This is a genomic window from Streptomyces marianii (assembly GCF_005795905.1).
Lineage (GTDB): Bacteria > Actinomycetota > Actinomycetes > Streptomycetales > Streptomycetaceae > Streptomyces > Streptomyces marianii.
The window spans coordinates 8,011,754-8,035,282 of sequence record NZ_VAWE01000001.1 but is presented as its reverse complement, the minus strand read 5'-3'; the positions used below and the strand labels follow the sequence as shown (position 1 = coordinate 8,035,282).

19 protein-coding genes are annotated in these 23,529 nt (G+C 72.5%); 15 read left to right on the top strand and 4 right to left on the bottom strand.

Features of this window, described 5'->3' with window-relative positions:
• Positions 1–177: 177 nt before the first annotated feature.
• Positions 178–1,626, bottom strand: coding sequence for an aromatic ring-hydroxylating oxygenase subunit alpha (locus FEF34_RS36245; RefSeq protein WP_138056943.1), 1,449 nt, complete (start codon positions 1,624–1,626; stop codon positions 178–180).
• Positions 1,627–2,081: 455 nt separating this feature from the next.
• Between FEF34_RS36245 and FEF34_RS36240 the strand changes: the two genes are divergently transcribed.
• From FEF34_RS36240 to FEF34_RS36205, 8 genes are all read left to right on the top strand, one after another.
• Positions 2,082–2,696 (top strand): hypothetical protein, encoded by a 615-nt coding sequence (locus FEF34_RS36240; RefSeq protein WP_138056942.1) that lies wholly within the window; start codon positions 2,082–2,084, stop codon positions 2,694–2,696.
• The gene (locus tag FEF34_RS36235; RefSeq protein ID WP_138056941.1) at positions 2,693–3,976 is read left to right on the top strand and encodes an NADH-ubiquinone oxidoreductase-F iron-sulfur binding region domain-containing protein; all 1,284 of its coding nucleotides are present in this window, start codon (positions 2,693–2,695) and stop codon (positions 3,974–3,976) included. Before FEF34_RS36240 ends, FEF34_RS36235 begins: the two co-directional genes overlap by 4 nt.
• A gap of 89 nt (positions 3,977–4,065) precedes the next feature.
• Positions 4,066–4,257, top strand: a complete 192-nt coding sequence (locus FEF34_RS36230) for a ferredoxin (RefSeq protein ID WP_138056940.1) — start codon at positions 4,066–4,068, stop codon at positions 4,255–4,257.
• A gap of 1 nt (position 4,258) precedes the next feature.
• Positions 4,259–6,319: an acetate--CoA ligase family protein gene (locus FEF34_RS36225; protein ID WP_138056939.1), complete on the top strand. Its 2,061-nt coding sequence runs from the start codon at positions 4,259–4,261 to the stop codon at positions 6,317–6,319.
• Positions 6,320–6,495: 176 nt separating this feature from the next.
• Positions 6,496–7,668 (top strand): acyl-CoA dehydrogenase family protein, encoded by a 1,173-nt coding sequence (locus tag FEF34_RS36220; RefSeq protein WP_138056938.1) that lies wholly within the window; start codon positions 6,496–6,498, stop codon positions 7,666–7,668.
• A 120-nt stretch (positions 7,669–7,788) separates the two neighbouring features.
• Positions 7,789–8,961 carry an acyl-CoA dehydrogenase family protein gene (locus FEF34_RS36215; protein ID WP_138056937.1) on the top strand — a complete coding sequence of 391 codons (1,173 nt, stop codon included), beginning with the start codon at positions 7,789–7,791 and terminating at the stop codon, positions 8,959–8,961.
• A 119-nt stretch (positions 8,962–9,080) separates the two neighbouring features.
• Positions 9,081–9,953, top strand: coding sequence for a 3-hydroxybutyryl-CoA dehydrogenase (locus tag FEF34_RS36210; protein ID WP_138057936.1), 873 nt, complete (start codon positions 9,081–9,083; stop codon positions 9,951–9,953).
• Between the two features lie 201 nt (positions 9,954–10,154).
• Positions 10,155–10,766, top strand: a complete 612-nt coding sequence (locus FEF34_RS36205; RefSeq protein ID WP_138056936.1) for a TetR/AcrR family transcriptional regulator — start codon at positions 10,155–10,157, stop codon at positions 10,764–10,766.
• 168 nt (positions 10,767–10,934) lie between these two features.
• On the opposite strand, the gene FEF34_RS36200 is transcribed toward FEF34_RS36205, so the two are convergent.
• Complete coding sequence (locus FEF34_RS36200; protein WP_138056935.1) at positions 10,935–11,654, bottom strand: nucleoside/nucleotide kinase family protein; 720 nt, start codon at positions 11,652–11,654, stop codon at positions 10,935–10,937.
• Positions 11,655–11,800: 146 nt separating this feature from the next.
• On the opposite strand from FEF34_RS36200, the gene FEF34_RS36195 reads away from it, so the two are divergent.
• From FEF34_RS36195 to FEF34_RS36175, 5 genes are all read left to right on the top strand, one after another.
• A complete protein-coding gene (locus tag FEF34_RS36195) occupies positions 11,801–12,637 on the top strand; it encodes an ABC transporter substrate-binding protein (RefSeq protein ID WP_138056934.1) in 837 nt (278 codons plus the stop codon).
• The gene (locus FEF34_RS36190; RefSeq protein WP_171053225.1) at positions 12,604–13,434 is read left to right on the top strand and encodes an amino acid ABC transporter permease; all 831 of its coding nucleotides are present in this window, start codon (positions 12,604–12,606) and stop codon (positions 13,432–13,434) included. Before FEF34_RS36195 ends, FEF34_RS36190 begins: the two co-directional genes overlap by 34 nt.
• Positions 13,435–13,442: 8 nt before the next feature.
• Positions 13,443–14,270: an amino acid ABC transporter ATP-binding protein gene (locus FEF34_RS36185; protein ID WP_138057935.1), complete on the top strand. Its 828-nt coding sequence runs from the start codon at positions 13,443–13,445 to the stop codon at positions 14,268–14,270.
• 217 nt (positions 14,271–14,487) lie between these two features.
• Positions 14,488–15,882, top strand: coding sequence for a cytochrome P450 (locus FEF34_RS36180; protein WP_138056932.1), 1,395 nt, complete (start codon positions 14,488–14,490; stop codon positions 15,880–15,882).
• A 171-nt stretch (positions 15,883–16,053) separates the two neighbouring features.
• Positions 16,054–17,502, top strand: a complete 1,449-nt coding sequence (locus FEF34_RS36175) for a PP2C family protein-serine/threonine phosphatase (RefSeq protein WP_138056931.1) — start codon at positions 16,054–16,056, stop codon at positions 17,500–17,502.
• Positions 17,503–17,658: 156 nt separating this feature from the next.
• Here the strand turns inward: FEF34_RS36175 and FEF34_RS36170 are convergent, their stop codons facing one another.
• Positions 17,659–19,152 (bottom strand): DNA-binding protein NsdB, encoded by a 1,494-nt coding sequence (locus FEF34_RS36170; RefSeq protein WP_138056930.1) that lies wholly within the window; start codon positions 19,150–19,152, stop codon positions 17,659–17,661.
• Positions 19,153–19,384: 232 nt separating this feature from the next.
• Here FEF34_RS36170 and FEF34_RS36165 point away from each other — a divergent pair, with 232 nt between their 5' ends.
• Together FEF34_RS36165 and FEF34_RS36160 are read left to right on the top strand one after the other, a co-directional pair.
• Positions 19,385–20,503, top strand: coding sequence for an aminoglycoside phosphotransferase family protein (locus tag FEF34_RS36165; protein ID WP_138056929.1), 1,119 nt, complete (start codon positions 19,385–19,387; stop codon positions 20,501–20,503).
• A gap of 397 nt (positions 20,504–20,900) precedes the next feature.
• Entirely contained in the window at positions 20,901–21,794 is an 894-nt protein-coding gene (locus tag FEF34_RS36160; RefSeq protein WP_138056928.1) for a universal stress protein, read from the top strand.
• A gap of 626 nt (positions 21,795–22,420) precedes the next feature.
• On the opposite strand, the gene FEF34_RS36155 is transcribed toward FEF34_RS36160, so the two are convergent.
• The gene (locus FEF34_RS36155; RefSeq protein WP_138056927.1) at positions 22,421–23,401 is read right to left on the bottom strand and encodes a follicular epithelium yolk protein subunit; all 981 of its coding nucleotides are present in this window, start codon (positions 23,399–23,401) and stop codon (positions 22,421–22,423) included.
• Positions 23,402–23,529 lie beyond the last annotated feature (128 nt).

The following is a 23,529-nucleotide window of genomic DNA, read 5'->3' as shown; positions in this document are numbered from 1 at the left end:
TCCGGGCACGGACCGGGGAGCCTGCGCGGTGTTGGGGGGCACCGAGGGTGCGGCTCGACAGGGTACGTGGCGGGCGGATGCGGCTCGTCGATCCGCGTCGCCGTGGTCTGCGTGGATCACTGGCCCGTGCCGTGGAGGCGGCAGGGGCACGGCTCGGCGCCTGTGGGGCCGGGCGCCTCAGTGCTCCGCGCCGTCGAGGTCGGCGCGGACGCGCTCGGCGAACCAGCCGACCGCCTCCTCGCGCCGGGACAGCGGGCCCGGCTCGAAGCCCGGGGTCGTCAGTCCTTTCTGCACACGGGCCACCAGTTCGGCGTCCTCGTTGTTGGTGATCCAGCCGATGTGGATGTTCAGCCGCCGGGCGATCCGGGTGCGCAGCCCGGTGCCGCGGCGGGTGTAGAACGCTCCCGGCACGGCCACGCGGTCCACCGCCGTCGGGATCGTGGTCCAGGCAAGCACATGGTCGGGGTAGAAGTCGATGAGTGTGTTGGGGTAGATCACGGCGTACCGCCAGACACGGCGGTCCGCCTCGGTCAGTCCCGGCATGGGGGCGGCGAGGCGCTGGTAGAGGCGCTCGGCCCAGTTCGACGACGGTTTGTCGCGCAGCGGCGAGGCGAAGAGGGCGTACGCCTCGTCGGTCTCGCAGCTGTAGCGCTGGTAGTCGAGCAGGCGCATCAGGCCGGGGTGGGCGACGGGTACGTGGTATCCCTCGAGGTAGTTGTCGACGGCGACCTTCCAGTTGGCGTGCTGCACCTCGGCGGAGCCGAGGTCGTGGATGCGGCTTCGGCCGACGGGCACGAGGTCGGCCCCGGCGTAGTGGCCGACGGCCTCCGCCAGCCCCGCGCACTGCTCGGCGAGCGGGGTGGCGTCCGGGTCGAGGTTGGCGAACACGAATCCGAGGAAGGACTCGACCCGGACGGGGAACAACCCGAGACGGGGCTTGTCCAGGCAGGGGATCTGCCGAGCCTCGGGCGCCCCGACCAGCCGCCCGTCCAGCTTGTACGTCCAGCCGTGGTACGGGCAGCGGATCGCCTTGCCGGCCGGCTCGGGCCGGGTGACCAGCCGGGTGCCGCGATGGCGGCAGACGTTGAGGTGGCCGGCGAGGCCGCCGTCCTCGGTGCGTACGACGATGACCTCCTGACCGGCGATCGCGGCGGCGAGGCGGGCTCCCGGACCCGGGAGGTCGGACTCGTGGCAGACGAGTTGCCACGCCCTGGCGAAGATGTGCGAGGTCTCGGCCTCGGCGACGGCGGGATCGGTGTAGTAGCGGGCGGCGAGCGCCGCGCCGGGGGCGGCCGGGGCGGCGGGGTTCCCGTCCCCGTTCCCGGCGGGGGGCCGGGCGGGCGCGGCGGCGTCCCCGACCGGTCCGGCAGCAGAGACCCGGAAGCCGGGGTCGCCCTCGGAGGCAGGGGATGCCGGAGCTTCGGGAGCGGCGGGGCTCCTGCCTGCGCGCTTCCCGGCGGCGGCGGGGCGGTTTGCGGGGTGGTGCCGGGGGGATCCCGCGGGCGTGGTGGCGGTCGCGGAGTCGGGTGGGTTCCCGGCTCCGCCCTCGGAGGCGGAGGGAGGACTCCCGCCTCGCCCGGCGGCACCGGCCTTGCTCGGTGTTTCTGCGGGGGCTTCGGGCTGCATCGGCTGACTCCTCCATGCCGCCGGAGGCGGCGATCGGTGTTGAGGCGGCCCAGGGACGGTCGGCCGGACCCGGCGAAGAGGCCGGGACCGAGCTGACTAATTGGTCAGTCAGATTGCTGACGCGGTTCGGCGGTGTCAAGACTTGTGGACTGACTAACTGATTAGTTAGCGTAGTGGGCATCGCAGCTCCCGGCGATCCGTACTCCAGGGCCCCGGCCCTGGCCGGAGGCCGAGAACCCGCAGTCGGGACCCGGCGCGTCCGATCAGGTCCCGCACACCGAACCACGCGCCCGAGACGTCCGGCATCCGCCGTCCCTGGCCCGACCTTCCGTGCTCGCCCGCACCCGGCCCCACCCTGGGTACGCCGCGAGACCCCCGGCTCCACTCCCCACCCCAAGCTCCTCCTCTGCTGCTCCAGCTCCCCGAAGTCCCCCTCTCCTCTCCCGGAGGCACGCATGAGCGGTCGTCGGAGTCTCGTCTGGCTCGGGCTCACGCCCGAACCCGAGCGGGAACTGCCCCCCGCCGTGGCCGCGCTGCGCACCGGCGCACCGGACGCCGGTGCCGAGGCCAGGGGACCGGCCGCCGCCGAGCGCCGCCGGGTGGAGAGGCTGATCCTGCACGGCTCCGAACGCAGCTGGCTGCGTTATCTCGCGGAGGTCACCGAACTCGTGACCTCCGTGGCGGACGGGACCGCGTCCGGCGACCGGGGGGCCGCGCTCGTCGCGGGCGAGGTCGTCCTGGACCACCACCGCATGCTCATCGGCCTGCCGGGCTCCGGCTACGACCGCACGGCACGGGACCGCTCCGCCCTGGAGACCGCGGTCCGCACCCTGCGGGCCGCCGCGGCGGGAACGCCCGGCACCGCCTCCTCCGCGGCCGCCGCAGCACCGGCGTCACCGGGGGAAGGTCCCACCACCGGCTCCGCCGGGACGGCGACCGGGGCCGAACAGCGCATCGGCCTCCCCCCATGGGCGCCCCCGGCCCGCCAACGCGTCCGCGCCTCCTCCGAGGCCCCCTCGGCAGACACCCGCACGCCGAGCACCCCCACTCCGGACGGAGACCGGACATGACCGTCACGACCGCCGTGCGCTCGCTCCTGGACGATCCTGCGGTCTCGGTACTCGGCACGGAGCCGGGCCGGACCGAGAGCGCCGAGACGTACACCCGCTCGGGCGGGTACGGGGAGACCGCCTCCCCAGCCCGGCTGCTGGAGGCCGTCGACCGCGTCGGCCTCCGCGGCCGCGGCGGCGCCGGTTTCCCGGCAGCCGTGAAGCTGCGCTCCGTGCGGGACGGGGGCGGCGTACCGGTCGTGGTGGCGAACGGCGAGGAGGGCGAGCCCGGATCCGTGAAGGACCGCTGGCTGCTGCGAGCCAGGCCGCACCTCGTGCTGGACGGGATCTCCCACGCCGCGGAGATCACCGGCGCCACGCAGGGCTATGTATACCTGTCCGACCCCTGCGCGGCGGCGGAGGTCCGCCGGGCCATCGAGGAGCACCCGCCCGTGATCCCGGTGGAGGTGGTCGAGACCGCGCACGGCTACGTCGCGGGCGAGGAGACCTCGGTGGTGCGGCGCATCAACGGCGGCCCCGCGCTGCCGGCCGCCAAACCGCCCCGGCCCTACGAGCGCGGGGTCGCCGGCCGGCCGACGCTGGTCGCCAACGTCGAGACGCTCGCCCGGATGGCGCTGATCGCCGCGCACCCGGAGCTGAGCGAGACGATCGCCCGCACCACCCTGCTCACCCTGTCGTCCCGGCGCGACGCTCCCCTGCTCGTCGAGGCCCCCTACGGGGTTCGCCTGCACGACCTCGCCGACGGCCAGGGCTCGGGCGACGCCTACGGCGTGCTGATGGGCGGGCTGTTCGGCGGCCTCGTCGGCTCCGGTGCGCTGGCGCTGCGGCTGGACCCCGGTGTGCTGGCCGACGCGGGCACGTCCCTCGGCTGCGGGGCGATCCGCTTCCTCGCACCGGGCGGATGCCCCGTCGCCGTCGCCCACGACGCCGTGGACCATCTCGCCGCCGAGAGCGCGCGGCAGTGCGGTGTGTGCGTGTCGGGCACGGCCGCGATCCGCGACACGCTCCGGCAGCTGGCCACCGGTGGGGCCGGGCCGGACGCCGCCGCGCGGCTCGAACGCTGGGCCCGGGGTCTGCCGGGGCGCGGCGCGTGCGGACTGCTCGACGCCGCCGCGGGCGCGGCGGGGAGCCTGCTGCGCGCGTTCCCCGACACCGTGCGCGACCACCTGGGCACGGCGTGCCCGGTGTGTGCCGGCTGCCCGGCCGCCGGAGGTCAACGGCTGGTCGTGCCCGTTCCGGAGGTCGCCGGCCTCCGCCCGGACCCCGCCCCCGTCCGCTGACCCGGTCCCGGCCGGGCACCGTTCACGACCCCGGCCGCGGCCCCATCGCCCCACCCTCTCCGTCCCGCCCTCGCCGAAAGGAACGCCGCGTGAAACTCTTCCTGGACTCCACCCGCTGCCAGGGCTACGGGCTCTGCCAGGAGCACGCCCCCGGGCTGATCGACCTCGACGAATGGGGCTACGCGTCGGTGCTGACCACCGAGGTGCCGCCCGGTTCGGAGGACGCGGCACGCGCGTGCGCCGACAGCTGCCCCAACACCGCGCTGCGCCTGGAGAAGTGACATGGCCCGTGATCTGAGCGCGTTGTTCGACCCGAAGTCCGTCGCCGTCGTCGGCGCCAGTGACGACCCCGCGAAGTACGGCCACGCCGTGGCCGCGCAGGCGCTCCGCGCTCCGCACCGCAGGCCGGTGCATCTGGTGAACCGCCGTGGCGGCACGGTCCTCGGGCGCCCCGCCGCCAGGACTCTCGCCGAGATCGGCGAGCCGGTGGAGCTGGTGGTGATCTCCGTCCCGGGTACCGGTTTCGAGGAGGCCGTCGACTCCGCCCTGGCGTGCGGTGCCCGCGCGATCGTCGGCATCACCGCCGGCTTCGCCGAGACGGGCCCCGCCGGGCTCGCGCGGCAGCGCGCCGTCGCGGCGCGGGTGAGGGAGGCGGGAGCCGTGCTGGTGGGCCCCAACTGCCTGGGCGTCGCCGACAACACGACCGAGCTGTATCTCGCCTCTGACACGTTCGCACCCGGCGGGGTCGCCCTGCTGAGCCAGAGCGGCAACCTCGCCCTGGAACTGCAGTTGCGGATGGCTCCGCACGGGCTGGGCTTCTCGCGGTTCGTCTCGCTCGGCAACCAGGCCGACGTCACTCTCGTCGATCTCGTCGAGGACTGCGCACGGCATGCCGCGACGTCGGCCGTCGCCGTGTACGCGGAGGACTTCGGCGACGGCCGCGCCTTCGCGCGGGCGGCCGCCGCGGCCGGGAAGCCGGTGGTCCTCCTCACCGCGGGCCGTGGCGCCGCGTCCGCCCGCAGCGCCCAGTCCCACACCGGGGCGCTGACCACCTCGGCCGACGTGGTGGCGGCCGCGTGCCGGGACGCCGGGGTGGAACTCGTCGCCACACCGCGGGAGATGACGGTGGTCCTCGCGGCGCTGAACGCCCGGGCCCGGTCCGGCGGCCGCCGTACGGCGGTGTTCACCGACGGCGGTGGACACGGCGTCATCGCGTCCGACGCGGCCGAGGCCGCCGGACTCGACGTACCCGAACTCGGCGAACCCACGCGGCAGAGGCTGCGGTCGGTGCTGTGGGAGCAGTCCGCGGTCGGCAATCCGGTGGACCTGGCCGGCATGGGGGAGCAGGACCCCCTCTCGTACTCCGCGACGGTCGGGGCCCTGCTCGCCGCCGACGAGGTCGACGCCGTCCTGATGACCGGCTACTTCGGCGGCTACGCGGCCGCGGGCGGCGGGCTGGGCGGCGGCGGCGCGACGCTCGCGGAGGGCGAGGGCCGTGCGGCCGGTGAGATCGTCGGCCACTGGCGGAGGCGGCCGAAGCCGCTGGTGGTCCAGTCGATGTATCCGGCGTCGCCGAGTTGCCGGACCCTGGTCGACGCGGGCATACCGGTGTTCTCGTCCACGGAGGACGCCTCACGCGCCCTGGCCGCGATGACCTCGGCCCACCCGGACGAACGGTCCGGTGTGTCCTCGCTGCCGCCGCCCGCCATGGCACTGCGCGACTCCGGGTACCACGCGGTCCGCGGGCTGCTGGCCACGGCCGGAGTGCCGTTCCCCAGCGCCCGGGAGGTCACCGGTGAGGCCGAACTGCTCGCGGCGGCCGAGGAGTTCCCGGGGCCGTACGTCCTCAAGGCGCTGCACGTGCTGCACAAGTCGGACGCGGGCGGGGTGGCGCTGGGGCTGGCCGGTCGTGACGCCCTGCTCGCCGCGTACCGGGAGATGCACGCCCGGCTCGGATCCTCCTCGTACTCGGTCGAGGCGATGGCGGATCTCTCGGACGGGGTCGAGCTGATCGTGGGGGTCCACCGGGATCCGCGCTTCGGTCCGGTCGCCATGGTCGGGCTCGGGGGCGTCCTCACGGAGACGCTGCACGACGTCGCCTTCTCGCTGGCACCGGTACCGGCGGGGCGTGCCGCGCGGCTGCTGCGAGAGTTGCGCACCGCGGCACTGCTGGCCGGTGTACGCGGTCGGCCGGCGGTGGACGTCGACGCCGCGGCGGAGGTGATCGAACGCATCACCGCCGTAGCGGCCGCGCATCCCGAGATCGCCGAACTGGAGGTCAATCCCCTGCTGGTACGGCCGGACGGCGCCCTGGCCCTCGACGCCCGGGCGGTACTGGCCTGACCCCTCCGCGCAACCGGGCCCCGGCGGCCCGACACTCCCGCTCGCCGGCCCCGGCGGCCCGGCGCCCGTCCCCGGCCCGTACCGGCACCCCGCTCCCGTGCCTCCCCGCTCCCCGGCGCGACGCGCCGGACCCTCCCGATCCCCCTCCCCCTGACGCATCTCCGGAGGAACATCCCATGGACTTCCGCTACACCCCCGAACAGGCGGACCTCAAGGCCCGGGCCGCCGCCTACTCCCGCCTGCTCATGGAGTACGAGGACCGGTCCGAGGAGGCGGGCGGTCCGCTGCCGGCCGACACGGTCCGCGAACTCACCCGGGCCGCGATCGATGCCGGCGTGTACGCCATCAACATGCCCGCCGAGTGGGGCGGCGCCGGGCTGTCCCTGCTGGACCAGGTGATCGTGGAGGAGGAGTTCGGCAAGGTCACCAACTGTCTGTGGGACATTCCGTGGCGGCCCGCGAACGTCCTGGCGTACGGCACGGAGGCCCAGCGCGAGAAGTACCTGCTGCCGGTCATCCGGGGTGAGAGGTTCGACGCCTTCGCGGTGACCGAGCCGGGCGCGGGCTCGGACCCCTCGTCGGGGACGAGCACCGCGACCCGTACGGACGGCGGCTGGGTACTGAACGGCGAGAAGTGGTTCGTCACCTGCGGCGACATCGCCGACTTCCTGCTCGTCCAGGCCGACGCCGGCGAGGAACGCGCGCCGACCCTGTTCTTCGTCGACAAGCAGGCGGCTGGGGTGGAGATGACCCGGGTGCCGCGTTTCATGCACTCCGCCGTGAACGGTCACCCCGAGTTCACGTTCACCGACGTCTTCGTCTCCGACGAGGACGTGCTCGGCGGGGTCGGCAACGGCTACGAGCTGACGAAGGAGTGGTTCACGGACGAGCGGTTGATGATCGCGGCCCGTACCACCGGGGCCGCCGAGCGCGCCCTCGGACTGGCCCGCGACTGGGCCGTCGAACGCCGCCAGTTCGGCTCCCCCATCGCCGACTTCCAGCTCGTCCAGGGCATGCTCGCCGACTGCGCCGTCGACATCGCCGTCAACCGCGCGTACACCCACCAGGTCGCCTGGGAGGCCGATCAGCCGGGCACCGACCGCAAGGCGCTGCACGCCAAGGCGTCGACGGCGAAGCTGGCGGCCAGCGAGGCGGCCGGGCGGGTCGTCGACCGCTGCGTACAGATCTTCGGCGGACGCGGCTACGACCGCTCCTACCCCGTCGAACGCCTCTACCGGGAACTGCGCGTGGACCGCATCTGGGAGGGCACCTCCGAGATCCAGCGGCTGATCGTCGCCAACGAACTGGTCAAGCGGGGCACCGGGGTCCTCGCCCTGCCCCATTCCTGATCCGGCCCGCCCACCGGCCGCGCATCCGCCGGCCCGTTCACCCACCGGCGACACCACCGCCGCCCCGATCACCGACCCGTACACGCCGACACCGACACCGACCCAAGAGGACTGACTGCCATGGACTTCCGTCTCACCGCCCGTCAGAAGGAGCTGAAGGACTCAGCCCGCGGGCTCACCGAGTTCATCATGAAGTACGAAGTCGACTGCGAGGAGAACAACGGTCTGCCCGCGCAGGCCCACCACGAGATCCGCGACGCCGTGCTCGCGAGCGGGCTCCAGGCCGTCAACATGCCCGCCGAGTGGGGCGGTGCGGGTCTGACGATCCTGGAGCAGGCGATCGTGCAGGAGGAGCTCGGCAGGCTGACGGGCGCACTGTGGGACACCGTGTGGCGGCCGGCGAACGCCCTGCGGTTCTGCACCCCGGAGCAGCGCGAGCGCTATCTCGTCCCCGTCATCAAGGGGCGGCGGCGGGACTGCTACGCCGTGACCGAGCGGGACGCGGGCTCCGACCCGCAGGCCATCGCCACGACGGCGACCCGCACCCCGGACGGCTGGGTGCTGAACGGCGAGAAGTGGTTCGTCACGGTCGGGGACCACGCCGACTTCATGATCGTGCTGGCGGCCGCCGGGGAGGAGGGTGCGCCGACCCTGTTCCTCGTCGACAAGGAGACGCCGGGGATCGAGATGACGCGGGTGCCGCGCTTCATGCACACCTTCGTCTACGAGCACCCCGAGTTCACGTTCACCGATGTCCGCGTGGGCGACGACGCGGTGCTCGGCGGGGTCGGCAGCGGGTACGACATCACCAGGTCCTGGTTCACCGAGGAGCGGTTGATGATCGCGGCCCGTACCACCGGGGCCGCCGAGCGCGCTCTCGAACTGGCCCGCGACTGGGCCGTCGAACGCCGCCAGTTCGGCTCCCCCATCGCCGACTTCCAGCTCGTCCAGGGCATGCTCGCCGACTGCGCCGTCGACATCGCCGTCAACCGCGCGTACACCCACCAGGTCGCCTGGGAGGTGGACGCCGGACTGTCCGACCGCAAGACCCTGCACGCCAAGGCGGCGATCGCCAAGCTGTCGGCCAGCGAGGCGGCCGGGCGGGTCGTCGACCGCTGCGTACAGATCTTCGGCGGACGCGGCTACGACCGCTCCTACCCCGTCGAACGCCTCTACCGGGAACTGCGTGTGGACCGCATCTGGGAGGGCACCTCCGAGATCCAGCGGCTGATCGTCGCCGGTGAACTGGTCAAGCGGGGGACGGGCGTTCTGCGGATGCCGTCCGCGGACTGAGGCCCGGGGCCCGGGGCCCGGCAAGGTCGCCGGGACCCGGGCCCTCGGTGCCGTGTCCGACTGTTGCCGGATGTGACGACTGTTGCCGGATGGACGAGCATGCTGAACCGGAGGAAGTGATGGCTGGCGGAGAGCGGGAGTGCTCGCTGATCGGGGTCGTGGGCTGCGGTCTGATGGGCTCCGGGATCGCCGAGGTGTGCGCGCGGGCAGGCCGGGACGTCGTCGTGGTCGAGACCGGTACGGCGGCGGTGAAGGAGGGCCGCGGCCGGATCACGGCGTCACTGGACCGGGCCGTGGCCGCGGGCAGGCTCACGGGCCCGGACCGTGACGCCGCCCTGGCGCGGATCGTGGTCACGGCCGACATGGATGCGCTGGCGGACCGGGACCTCGTGGTGGAGGCCGTGGCCGAGCGGGAGGAGGCCAAGGTCCGGGTGTTCACCCATCTCGACCGGACCGTGGACCGCGAGGACGCGGTCCTGGCGACGAACACCTCGTCCATCCCGGTCATCCGGCTCGCGACGGCGACCGCGCGCCCCGAGCAGGTGGTGGGGCTGCACTTCTTCAACCCCGTGCCGGTACTGCCGCTGGTCGAGCTGGTGCCGTCGCTGCTGACCGGTGAGAGCACCGCGCGGCGGGCGGAGGCGTTCGCCTCGGGGGTCCTCGGCAAGGAGGTCGTCCGCGCTCGCGACCGGGCCGGATTCGTGGTGAACGCGCTGCTGGTGCCGTATCTGCTGGCGGCCGTGCGGATGGTCGAGTCCGGCGCCGCCTCCGTCGAGGACGTCGACCGGGGGATGGTCCTCGGCTGCGCGCATCCGCTCGGGCCGCTCGCGCTCACGGACCTGATCGGTCTGGACACCACCCGGGCCATCGCCGAGTCGCTGTACGAGGAGTTCCGGGAGCCCCTGTACGCGCCTCCGCCACTGCTGGCGCGGATGGTGGACGCGGGGCGGCTGGGGCGGAAGTCGGGACGCGGGTTCCACTCCTACCGATGACCGATGACCGGTGACCGGCTCCCGCCGACGACCGGCCACCCGCCACCGGCCGTCCTCCCGGATTCGGGACCGCCGGCGGCCGGGACCCGAGGACGGCGCGGATGCGCCAAGATGGACGACGGCGGGACGGGGCGTCCCAGCACCGACAGCCCGCGCAGAGAACTGACCCGCACCGACAGCGCCGAACCGGGGAGCACACACGTGACCAAGGCCGAACGCACTCGCGAGACCCGTGAGCGGATCCTCTCCGCCGCGTGCGAAGTGATCGCCGAGGTCGGCTTCGAGAAGATCCGCATGCGGATGGTGGCCGAGCACGCCGGGGTGTCGACGGCGCTGCTGCACTACCACTTCGACACCCGCGAGAAGCTCTTCGCCGAGGCGATGACGCACTCCTTCGCCCAGACCGGGACGGAGCTGGAGAAGGACGCCGGCTCCGTGTCCGCCGCGGTGATCCTCGCCCGGATCCTGCGCACTCTGCTCCCCACCGATCCCGAGCTGCGGCAGGACTGGCGGCTCTGGCAGGAGCTGTGGGTACGCGCGCTGCGCGACGACACGGCCCAGCGTCTCGCCGTCGACCTGTACGACCAGCTCCACGAATGGGTCGGCGGCGCGCTGAAGCGGGGCGTCGACTCCGGAGAGTTCGCCTCCTGCGACATCGACGCCACCAGCACCCTCCTGCTCGCGCTCTGCGACGGTTACGGGATCCGCCTGATGCTGTCGGATCCGAGGGTCGACCTGGACGCGGCCCAGACGGCGATCTGGGGGGCCGTGGCGCGGACCCTCGAAGTGGCCCCCGGGTTCCCCCGGGTGTGATGTCCGCGGGGTGCGCCGGGGCAGGGCGGCGGCCGAGCGGCTCCGGGCGGACAGCGCCACGGTCCTGACGGCCCTTCGAGCGGGAGAACCGCACGGACTTCGCCCGCGCCGCCGCGGACCGGGAGACGCCCGCGTCACCGACGGTCGCCGCCCGCGAAGGGCGGGCGGTCAGAGCAGACGTGGCCGGGCGAAGTCCGTGTTGTCGATGATCGCGTCCGTCCGCGTCAGTGGTTCGGTCTCCTCGACGTGGACACGCATGGCGGCGAGGTAGCGGTCGCGGTGGATGGCCTCGGCCGCGGAGCCGGCCCAGTCCCCGTCCCGGGCGGCGCCGCGGCGTACGGAGACCTCGGCGTCGACGTCGAGCCAGATACGGAAGTCCCAGTACGCGTCGATCGCGGGGCGGAGGGCGAAGACCCCGTCCACGATCAGCACGCTGTCGTCGGTCAGCGGCGTCCTGGTCGCCGAGTGGTCCTGCTGCGTCAGCGGGTCGATGCCGCACAGCGCACAGGACGCGGCGCCTTCGGTACGGCACGGGTCGAGCAGCAGCCGGCGGGCGGCCTCGTAGTCGTACGCGTTGCGGTAGTAGCCCTCGCCGGACTCCCGGTCGTAGAGGTGCCGGTCCTTCCAGGGCCGCTTGAAGTCGTCCAGGGTGGCGCGGAGCACCGGGCGGCCCGCCGCGCCGATCCGGGCTCCGAGCTCATGGCCGAAGCTCGTCTTGCCGGACGCCGTGAGCCCGTCGATGCCGACGAGCAACCGGCCGTCGCCGAGCGCGAGGACCCGATCCGCGATCCGTGCCACGAGGGCCTCCCGCTCCGGGGACGCGGGAGCCGGGCGCGGTTGCCGCCAGGTCGAGGCCGAAAGGTGCACGGGGGCATGCCTCATGGTCATCGCCCCACCGTATCCGCGTCCCCCACCTGCGGAAAGACCGCCCCCGACCGGCAGGGTCCACGATCTTCCGGGCCGGGGCGGTGCCGAGGGCCTACGCTCATGTGTGGCGGTGCCATCCACCGATCCCTGCGCCCATGGAGGTCACCATGTCCAGGACTGCCGGCGGCCGTACGCACCCGATCCGCCTTCTCGCCCTGCTCTGCGCCGCGGCGACGGGCCTGGCGCTCACCGCCGGCTGCTCCTCCGGGGAGGGGCCCGGCGAGGCGGCGGGCGGAGTGCCGGTGGTGGAGAAGGGGAAACTGACCACCTGTACGCACCTGCCCTATCCTCCGTTCCAGTTCGAGCAGGGCGGCAAGGTCGTGGGCTTCGACGTGGCCCTCGTCGACCTGGTGGCGAAGGACCTCGAGGTCGAACAGAAGATCCTCGACACGCCCTTCGAGAACTTCAAGACGGGCGCGTTCCTGAACTCCGGCGAGTGCGACCTCGCGGCCGCCGGTATGACGATCACCGACGAGCGCAAGAAGAACGTCGACTTCTCCGTCCCGTACTTCGACGCCACCCAGGCGCTGCTCGCCACCAGGAAGAGCGGCATCACCACGCTGGCCGACGTCGAGGCCAAGGGCGCGAAACTGGGCGCGCAGGCCGGGACGACCGGCGAGAGCCATGCGAAGTCGGAGGGCTTCGACCCGGTGGCGTTCGAGAGCTCCGACGCCGTGCTCAACGGGCTGCGCACCGGCCAGGTCGACGCCGTGGTGATCGACTACCCGGTGGTGCAGGGCTGGCTCAAGGACAAGGACAACGCGGACGCCTTCGTGCTCGGGCAGAACATCGAGACCGGCGAGCAGTACGGCTTCTCGGTGAAGAAGGGCAACGACGCGCTCCGCGCCGCCATCGACAAGGCGATCAGGGACGCCAAGGCGGACGGCACGTACGACAAGCTCTACCGGCAGTGGATCGGGCCGCTGCCGGAGGGCCGGTCGTGACCTCGCGGCTGACCAGGCGACAACGCCGCCGGGTGTCGCAGGGAATCCAGTACGCGGTGTTCGTCGCCGCGGTGGTCCTGGTCGCCGTGCTGGCCGACTGGGACCGGCTGCGGAACCAGTTCGCGCAGAAGGACCTCGCGAGCGAGTTGTTTCCCGACATCATCACGATCGCGCTGCGCAACACGGTCGTGTACACGCTGTCGGGCTTCGCCTTCGGTCTGGTGCTGGGCATGGTCGTGGCGCTGATGCGGTTGTCGTCGGTGGCGCCGTACCGCTGGGTGGCGAGCGTCTACATCGAGCTGTTCCGCGGTCTGCCCGCTCTGCTGATCTTCATCTTCGTGGGTGTCGCGGTGCCTCTGGCCTTCCCCGGGACGGAGATCCCCGGCGGGGTGTACGGCAAGGTCGCGCTCGGTCTCGGGCTGGTAGCCGCCGCGTACATGGCCGAGACGATCAGGGCCGGGATCCAGGCCGTACCCAGGGGACAGATGGAGGCGGCGCGTTCGCTCGGGTTCTCCCATATGCGGGCCATGGTGTCGGTGATCGTCCCGCAGGCCTTCCGGATCGTGATCCCCCCGCTGACCAACGAGTTGGTGCTGCTGTTCAAGGACTCGTCGCTGGTGCTGTTCCTCGGTGTGACGCTGAGCGAGCGGGAACTGACCAAGTTCGGCCGGGACCTGGCCAGCCAGACCGCCAACTCCACGCCGATCCTGGTCGCCGGGCTGTGCTATCTGCTGGTGACGATTCCGCTGAGTCTGGTCGTGCGCCGGCTGGAAGCCCGAACCGAGAAGGCCAGGTGACGACCGGTATGGCGGAGAACGAGATCGAGATCCGCGGACTGCGCAAGTCGTTCGGGGGCGACGAGGTGCTGCGCGGCATCGACTTGGACGTGGCCCGCGGCGAAGTGGTGTGCGTCATCGGCCCGTCGGGGTCGGGCAAGTCGACGCTGCTGCGGTGTGTGAACCTGCTGGAGGAGCCGAGCGCGGGCAAGGTCTTCGTGGGCGGCACGGAGGTCACGGACCTCGACGTCGACATCGACGCGGTACGGCGCCGGATCGGCATGGTGTTCCAGCAGTTCAACCTCTTCCCGCACGTGACCGTGGCGGAGAACCTCACCCTCCCGCAGCGGCGGGTGCTGAAGCGCGACAAGGCCCGGGCCGCCTCGGTGGCCCGGGAGAACCTGGAGCGCGTGGGGCTCGCGGACAAGGCGGACGCGTATCCGGCGCAGCTGTCCGGCGGGCAGCAGCAGCGTGTGGCGATCGCACGGGCCCTGGCGATGAGCCCGGAGGTGATGCTCTTCGACGAGCCGACGTCGGCGCTGGACCCGGAGCTCGTCGGCGAAGTCCTCGCGGTCATGCGGATGCTCGCGGCGGAGGGCATGACCATGATGGTGGTCACCCATGAGATGAGCTTCGCCCGGGAGGTCGCCGACCGGGTCGTGTTCATGGACGAGGGTGCGATCGTGGAACAGGGCCCGGCGGAACAGGTGGTGGGCTCCCCACGCCAGGAGCGGACGCGCAACTTCCTCAACCGCATCCTGGACCCCGCCGCCGCGGAGGGGCCCGGTGGCGCCGCCGGCGGGAACCGGAACTCCGGCTCCGGCCCAGGCCCGGAGACCGGAAAGGGGAGAGCCTGACGACGGCGCACCGTCTGGACGCCGGTCCGGACTCCGCGGCGCACCCTCTTCTTCCGACGCGCTGCCGGCAGTGCGTTCCGGCCAGGTGCGCCGACGTTCCGGCCGGATCGCCCTGCCCACCGGCGGGACGGTCCTGGCAGTGTGGTCGTGCACACTTCGTGCAGTCGGAGACGCCCCCGGGTGCCCGGCGGTTCGGCGCTCGGGGAAGGTGTCTGCGATGACGGCGGAAAGCGCACTGCCCGGACCGGGTCCGATCGTGCCCGGACCACGACGGCTGCCGGGCCTCGGCAATCTGCCGGCGTTCGCCCGCGATCCGCTCGGCTTCTTCGTACGGCTGCGCGACCGCGGAGACCTGGTGGAATGGCGGCTCGGTCCGCAGCGGGCCCTGTTCGTCTCGCGTCCCGAGCACATCGGCGAGCTGCTGAAGGGCGTCGAGACTGTCTTCCGCCACCCGGAGCTCGGCTGGGCGTTCACATTGCTCCTCGGGGACGGCGTGGTGACGTCCGAGGGACCGGAGTGGCGCCGGAAGCGTGCGCTGGTGCAGCCCGCGGTCCGTCCCCGTCAGGTGCGGTCGTACGCCCGGACGATGGCCGACTGCGCCGCCGGGCTGGCGGACGCCTGGCGTCCGGGGCAGCGCGTCGACGTACGCCTCGAGATGCTGGCGCTCACTCAGCGCATCGCCGTGCGCACGCTCTTCGGCGCGGAGACCGCGGGCCGTGAGGGGGTGATCGGCTCGGCCATGGACGTGGCCCAGCGGGCGATCGGCGCCGAGTTCCGGGGGCTCACGCTGTTCCTGCCCACCTGGGTCCCGACGCCCGGCCGCCGCGCTCTGCGCCGGGCCGTCGAGGTGATCGACGCCGAGGTGGCCCGGGTGACCGAGGAGCGGCGGCGCGGCGGTGTCGAGCGGGACGACCTCCTGAGCCGGCTGCTGGCGGCACGAGACGAGAAGGGCCGTCCGCTGTCGGACAAGGAGGTGCGCGACGAGGCGGTGACGCTCTACATCGGCGGGCACGAGACGACCGGGACGACGCTGGCCTGGGCCTGGTACCTGCTCTCGCGCAATCCCGGGGCACGGGCCCGGATGGGCCGGGAGCTGGCGGAGGTCCTGGGTGGCCGAACACCCGGCTTCGACGATCTGCGCCTGCTGCCGTACACCGAGCAGGTGGTGAAGGAGACCCTGCGGCTGTATCCGCCGGTGTGGCTGATGACGGGCATCGCGAAGGAGGGCTCGGCGCTGGGCGGACTGCCGCTGCCCGAGGGCACGGTGGTCTGGTCCAGCCAGTGGAGCGCGCACCGGGATCCCCGCTGGTTCCCGGAGCCCGGGGTGTTCCGGCCGGAGCGGTGGGAGGCGGGCGCGGAGCCCGCGGTCCCGGACCACGCCTGGTTCCCGTTCGGGGGCGGCGCACGGGCCTGCCTGGGTGCGCGGTTCGCGATGGTGGAGGCGGTGCTCGTACTGGCGACCCTGGCCCAACGGTTCCACGTCGATCTCGGTCCCGTCGAGGTGGCGCCCCGTACGGGACTGACGCTTCAGCCCGGTTCGCCGATGCCGGCGCGGCTGCGAGACATCCAACAGGACATTTCCGGGCCACGCCTCACGAGCACTCAGGAGTAACACGGAGCGGGGTCATGGCTGGTCGGGAGCACTTCGAGCCATTGACATATGCCAGGTGCACCACCGTATCGAGTGTTGCCAAATCCCTTACGCGCCCCCGTTACCTGTGCAACAGTCGTAACGGTCTCTTTACCGAGACCTGGCCATGCCGCGCCTGAATCGGAGTACGACATGCCGTCCCATCTGTTCGCGGACCGCCCCGCCCCCCAGCCTCCTGGGCGCGGCTCGGTGGACGAGCTGATCTCGCAGACCCGACGGCTGCGCGGAGACGTGGACGCGGTCCGGCGCGACGCCGTGGTGGACGAGGAAGACCCCCAGGGGCGCTGGCAGCGGGCTCTGTGCGACCTGGCTGTCCATCAGCTCGACGATCTCGGGTCGCACTTGGGCCAGCTCAAGGAGGGGCTGCCCGCCCTGCCGGAGCCCGGGGACGTCCTCGGCCCGGAGGAGCCCGCCCCGTACGAGGACCTCGCGCCCCGCCCGGGTTCCCTGCTGAGCCGGGTCGGCAGCGCCGAGTGGAACCTGCTGACGGACGAGGTCGGCTGGTCCGAGGAGCTGCACCAGATCTTCGGACTGCCCGCCGGCAGCGACCCGATGACGCTGGACGAGCTGCCTTCCCTGGTCTTCGCCGAGGACCAGGGGTTGCTCACGGAAATGGTGACGGACTGTCTGGTCGACGGCAAGCCGATCGACGGGGAGTTCCGCATCGTCCGCGCCGACGGACGTGTCCGTACCCTCCACATGATGGGAGAGCCGGTCCTCGACGCCGACGGCTGCACGGCCTCGATGTGGGCCGTGCTGCGGGACGTCAGCGAACTGCGGCGGTCCCAGCGCGCGGTGCGCGAGTCCCGGGACACGCTCGCCCGGCGGCAGCACGTCGACCGGACCGAGCGCCGGGTCGCGAGGGAGATGCACGAGGCGGTCCTCCCTCCGTGGCGCGGCCCGCTCAGCCTTCCCGGGCACGGTCCGGAGGCGCTGGGGCTGGCGGGCCATCACCTCCCCTCGGCGGACGGCGGGTTCAGCGGCGGACAGTGGTTCGATGCGCTGGAACTGCCGGATGGACGGGCTCTGTTGAGCATGGGCGACCTCACCGGCCACGGTGTCGGCACGACCTCGGCCATGGCGATGCTGCTGGGCGCCCTGCGGGCTCTCGCCGGGGCGGGCATCCGGCCCGGCCCGCTGATGGTCCAGCTCAACGGTCTCCTGGACTCCTCGGCACAGCCCGCGCTCGGCAGCACGGTGTGCTGCCACTACGACCCGGAGACCCGGCTGCTGTCCTGGGCGCAGGCCGGCCATCCCGCCCCGCTGCTGTTCCGCCGCGGGACGGGACGTGCCCTGCCCCAGCCGGACGGCGTGCTGCTCGGCGCGACGGCCGGAGGGGCGTACGAGCAGGCCGAGATCGGCCTGCTGCCCGGCGATGTGCTGGTGCTGCACACGGACGGGCTGACGAGGGGACCGGGTGCCGGCCACGACAGTTCCGGTCGGGAACGTCTGCTGGCCCTCGCCCCCGCGCTCTCCGTCGCCAGGAGCGCGCAGGAGTGCACCCGTTTGATCGTCGAGGAGTTCGGTGAGGTCGAGCGTCAGGACGACGCCTGTGTGATGGTGGCCAGGGTCAGTCGATAGCGGGGGCGGGCCGTCGGGCGCGACGGTGGTCTGCCGCACGAGAACGGCACCGGTGACGTCGCTGCCGCCGTCCCTTCCGCGGACCGTTCGGTCCGCCACCGCCGACTCCCGCCCCGCGGTCGCCTCCGGGGTGACGGTAGTCGGTACCGACGTCGCTCAGATCCGGGCGTTCCGCACGCTCTTGGACGGGCTGCCGGGCAACGCGTGCTGGATCTCCTCACGGAGGTCCTCGATCTTCGCGTAGCCCGCGAACTGCCCGGTGAGCCGGTACATCTCCCGGAGCCGGTCCCAGGTGCGGTGCGACGAGGTCTCCCCTATCGACACCAGCGCCAACCGGGCGTACCTGTCGGCCTGTTCCGGGTCGTCGGCGATGAAACACGCCGACGCCATGGAGAGGTAGTCGAAGATCTTGGACCGCTGACGGCCGCCCTCCCTCAGCTCCAGCGCCTGCTTGGCATGGCGCTGGGCGATGCCGGCGGCGGCGGGGTCGTGCTCGGCGAGGGTGCGGTAGGCGAGAGCCTGCATGCCGTGCATGTCCGCCTCGTCGAACATCTGCATCCAACTCGGCGGCGGAACATCGCCCTTGTCGGAGACGAACAGTTCCTCGGCCTCGCCCAGGGTCCGGCGCATGGCCTGGGCCCTGCCCATGGAGGCCTGCGCCCAGGCCTCGATGGTGTGCAGCATCGCCCGGGTACGGGGCAGGGTCTCCTCCCCGGAACCGGACTTGGCGAGCTTCATCAGATCGAGGGCGTCGTCGGGCCGGCCCAGGTGCACCATCTGGCGTGCGGCCCGGGAGAGGGCCTCACCCGCGCGGGGGCGGTCGCCCCCTTCGCGTGCCGCGTGGGCGGCGATGACGAAGTACTTCTGGGCGGTGGGTTCGAGGCCGACGTCGTGGGACATCCAGCCTGCGAGCACGGCGAGGTTGGCCGCGACACCCCACAGACGGCGCTGGAGGTGGTCGGGGTGGCGGTAGGCGAGCATGCCGCCCACCTCGTTGAGCTGGCCGACCACCGCCTTGCGCTGCAGTCCGCCGCCCCGGGAGGCGTCCCAGGCGCGGAACACCTCGACGGAGCGCTCCAGGGCGTCGATCTCCTGCGACCCGATGGGAGCGGCCTCGTAGCGGTCGAACCCAGCGGGGTCGGCGTCCAGGGGATCGTGGAGACGCGGAGCGTCGGTGGCCAGAGCGGGGTCGGTGTGCAGCCAGTCGTGCATGGCGCTGCTGAGTGCGGAGCCTGCGGCGAGCGCGGCGCCCGCGCCCACCAAGCCGCGTCGGTTGAGCATGAGGTCCATTCCCGTGAATTCGGTGAGGACCGCCGCCGTACGTTCGGGTGCCCAGGGCAGGCCGTCGGGATGGCCGGCGCCGCCGACCTCCCTTCGCTTGCGCGTGCGCCCGTGCCGTACGAACCCGAGGTCCTCGATGGTCACGACACGGCCGAGTCGCTCGGTGAACAGAGCCGCCAGCACCTTCGGCACCGGATCTCGAGGGGACTCCCCCATGTCGATCCAGCGCCGGACCCGCGAGGTGTCGGTCGCCAGCTGCGGATGGCCCATGGCCGCCGCCTGCCGGTTCACGAGCCGCGCGAGCTCGCCCTTGGACCAGCCGGCGAGGCCGAACAGGTCCGCGAGACGGGTGTTGGGTTCTCCGGTCACGTCAAGCCCCCAGGTTCTCGGCTGAGTTGACAGTAACCCCCTGTCAGATGCACCGCGACTATTCGCCAGGGTTCGCCAGGGTCCGCCAGATGGTGTGCCACCCGCGGCCGGGTGTCAGGTAGGAAAGCGCCACCCCGCCCCGGGAGCGAGACGCATTCCCCAGGGTGACGAAGGCTTCCGGGGCGGGGCCGCGCACGCGACTTGTCGGCACACGAAGGGATCTGTATCGCCCATGTACACAGCATCGTCCTCCGTGTCCGCCCCGCCCCGCCCGCGCACCCTGCAGGCAGGCGGCAGGCCGTTGTTCGAGCCCTCCACGACCGGCAGGACCCGGCGCTGGCCGGGGGCTGTCGGCCAACCGCTCAGCGGGAGAATCGACTTGTCCGGCCCCCAGGGCGCGCAGCTGCGCATGGCGATCGCCTCGGTGCACCGCATCTGCCCGGAGTTCAATCCGGTGCAGGTGCTGCGCAGGAGCGGTCGCTCGGTGCTGCTCGTCGGCACTACGGGGCGGACCACGGCCGTCGCCAAATGCTTACTGGACCAGTCGCCGGCGTGGGCGGAGCGGTTCCGGCACGAGATAGGGGTCTACCGTGCGTTCGTCCGGCACCGGCCTCCGGTGCGTGCGCCCCGGCTCATCGCCGCGGACCCGGACGACTGCACGCTCGTCGTCGAGCGGATGCCCGGACGTCCGGCCGCCCTCGCCCGGCACCCCTCCGAGGCGCCGCCGCGCGCGGACGTCCGTGCTGCGCTCGGGGCCATCGCCCGGCTGAACTCATGGCGACCGCCGGCCGGGATGTTCGACGCACCGCTGGACTACGCGTCGCGGATCGCCCGCTACCACGAGCTGGGGCTCTTCACCGACCGCGACCTGGGTGATCTGCAGAAGCTGCTGCACGGTCTCGCCCACGCCGGGGGACGGCAGGGCGGCCTGGGCCAGTTCTGCCACGGCGACGCCCTGCTGTCGAACATCCTCCTCGCGCCGACGGGCCCGGTGCTCGTGGACTGGGAGCACGCCGGCTGGTATCTGCCGGGGTACGACCTGGCGACGCTCTGGACGGTGCTGGGCGACGCCCCGGTGGCCCGGCGCCAGATCAGCCAGTTGGCCCAGCAGTCGGGCCCCGCGGCCCGCGACGCCTTCCTGGTGAACCTGATGCTGGTGCTGACCCGGGAGATCAGGACCTACGAGACGGCCGTGCAGCGGACGATGCGGGAGGCCCCGCCGGCCGGCACCGTCCCTTCAGCGCAGGCCGGAGTCTCCTCCGGAGAGGAGCAGCGGCTGCTGCTGCGGCGGCTGCACGATGACTGCGCGCTGGCACGGCGGGCCGTGCGCGCGGCGGTCGGCACCCGCTGACCGCGACGAGGGGGAGGAGCGCTGTGCGTCCAGTGCCGACACACTGGACGCACAGCGCTCTGTCGTGTGCCGACGTGACACGACGCCAGGGATGGTGCGTATGTCCGGACCGCACCGTGCGGGATGGCGGGATGGCGGGATGGCGAGAGGCTCGCTGCCGCGCCCCCAACGGCAGAGGCGGAGGAGGACGGCTGGCGGCAGGAGGTGTAGCGAGTCCGGCTCGGGGGAACTCGTCACCGGACGCAGCCGGGGCCGGCCGGTCCGGCCGGCACGGGAACACGGGTGCGTGACCGAGAACAGGCCACTCGCTCCGTGCGCGTGTCGGCCGCGGCGCGATACTGGCATCACAGGGCGGACCGCCTGGTCGAGCCCGGACCCCGGACGGAGGCACGCTCCCATGGCCCGACGCATCACCGCCGGAGTGGACGGATCACCGGAGAGCCGGGCCGCGGTGCACTGGGCGGCCCGCGAAGCGGCGCTCCGCGGGCTTCCGCTCCGTATGGTGCACGCATGGCTGTGGCAGCCCCTCGACGTGCCGATCGTCCAGGACCGCGAGGCGCAGGCGCGTTCGGTGGAGAGTCTGGTACGTGAGGCGGAGTCGGAGATCACCGGGCGCTACCCGGATGTGGCGGTCTCCGCCGAGGTGGTGGCGGACACGGCGGTGGCGGCGCTGCTCGACGAGTCGGAGCGCGCTTCGATGCTGGTGCTCGGATCCCGGGGTCATGGCGCGATCGTCGGCTTCATCGTCGGCTCCTACGGCCAGCAGGTGATCGCCTCCGCCGCCTGTCCCGTCGTCGCCGTACGTGCGCCGGCCGGGAAGGAGCAGGACCAGGCCGCGGTTCCCGCACCCCGCGAGGGCGCCGAGGTGGTGGTGGGACAGCACGGCACGCCGGAGGACTGCGGCGCCGTCCTCGGTTTCGCCTTCGAGACCGCCGCCGCACATGGCGTGGGGGTGCGTGCGGTGCGGGCCTGGAGCCTGCCGGCCCTCTACACCTACAGCCCGGGTTCGATGCGGCTGGCCGACGAGGCCGGCGGCCTGGAGCCGTTCGAGAAGAAGGCGCTGGCGGACGCGCTGAAGCCCTGGCGGGAGCGGTACCCCCAGGTGCCGGTGACGGAGCACGTCGAGATGGGCAGCGCGGGACAGGTGCTGCTGTCCGCCACAGGGTGTGCGCTGCTGCTGGTCGTCGGCCGGCACGCGCGCCGTTCTCCCATCGGTGCGCGGGTCGGTTCCGTCGCCCATGCCGCGCTGCACCACGCGCCCTGCCCCGTGGCGGTCGTACCGCCGGGCTGACCCCGGCGTCGTCCACGACGGCCGGACAGCCCGTTCGCGTCGGGAGTTCGCCAGCCGGTTCAGAGGACCGGCGGCGGCCGTCGGGCGTGGTGTCACACCACGCGGCCGTGTGCCGCGCCCCTGGGACGCCCCGCGCCTGACGACTCGCTCCGGATACCCGGACCGGCCCGGCCGCGTCGGCTCCGCATCGCACCGGCCGGCCGTGCCCCGCGCCCTGCGTCGGTCCGCGCCCGGGCCCCGCGGCCCGGTCGTCCGTGCCCTGACGGCCCCTCACCGGCGATCACGGGTCCACTCCGCTGAGCGCCGCAGGCCGCGCCCCACCCGTCCGTGACGGGGTCCCGGTAGTTCTCGTCCCAGTACATCACCGACGACATGCCCGGCACCGTGCTGCGGCGCGGTGCCGGACGCGCAGATGGCAGAAGTGGGCGACATCGTGTACCTGGTCGGCCGCCACCCTCACCCCGCACGACGGCGCACGGCAGGGGCGCGAGGGCGGTCCGGTGAAGCTGCGGGAGCGCATCGAGCGCGTCCTGGACAGCTACGACGCGGCCGACCGGCCGGGCTCGTAGACGTTCACCCTGCACGTCTACGGCGGCGGGCAGCATTGCCGTTACAGCCCGCCCGTGTTATGCGGTCGGGTGGTCGGGTTCGGCGGGGGTGCCCGCCGCCACTACTTCGGCGGCCCCGGCCGCGCGTGCCTGGGGGCTGAGGTTGAAGGAGACGGTTTCGCCCGGCTTGACGGCGGGACCGCCGTCAAGCGGGAGGGAGGCCAGGAGCTCGCCGGTCTTGGCGTCCTCCAGGAGGATCTCAGCGTTGGAGTAGTAGCCGATTTCGAGGTTCTCGGTGAATGACTTGCTTCGGTTCAGGCCCCCCGCCTGGAGGATGGTGTTGGTGCCTGTGCTCCAGAAGTGGTGTCCGTTGTGCCTGGGGTTGTAGTTCATGGCGGTTCGGCCTTCGACCGTGGCCGAGTAGGTGACCTTGACCTCCATGGTGCCGCGGGTGGCGACGAGCGTGGACTTCACCGCCTGCCCCGGTTCGAGATAGACCTCGACCCCGGTTTCCGACCCCAGCGTGACCGTCTGGGACTCGGTCTTCGACTGCCCCCATGAGTGCGTATAGCTCATTGAGGTTTCGCCGCCGCCTCCGGTGCCCAGGAAGCCGATCTCGTAGGAGATCGACTGCTCCAGCGAGAAGCTGTTGGTCGACGACCAGGTGTTGCTGACCGTGTTGGACACCTCCTCCCAGATGCTGACGTTGAACGTGCCGCCCACACTGGAGTTGTTGCGGAACGTGGCGGTCTTCACGGTGGTCGGCTTGCTGTTGATCCCAAGGATCTCAGCCTTCACGGCCTTCAGGACCGTGGTCGTCTGCTGCCACCCGTAGGTGTTGTACAGGTCATGATCGGTGGGGTTGCGAATCCAGGCGCCGTTGGGGCGCCGCCCCATGTGCTTGGCGCATGCGTCCGTGATGCTGCCCCAGGGCCAGCCGAAGCCGTCCCGCTCGCTGTCGGTGATGACGTGCTTCTGTTCCCCGATGGCGTTGACGATGGACTCGGCCTCATCCTCGCCGGCCGTCACTTTGGTGCGGAATGACGTCACGACTGTCATGGTTCCTCGTTCTCCTGCTCAGCGGTCGAAGGCTGCACTGCCTGCCCTGTCGCGTTCCATCGCACTTCACGTGCCGATGAGGCCCACAGCCGGTTCCAGCACACTCGTCAATGACGACTTCCGCCACC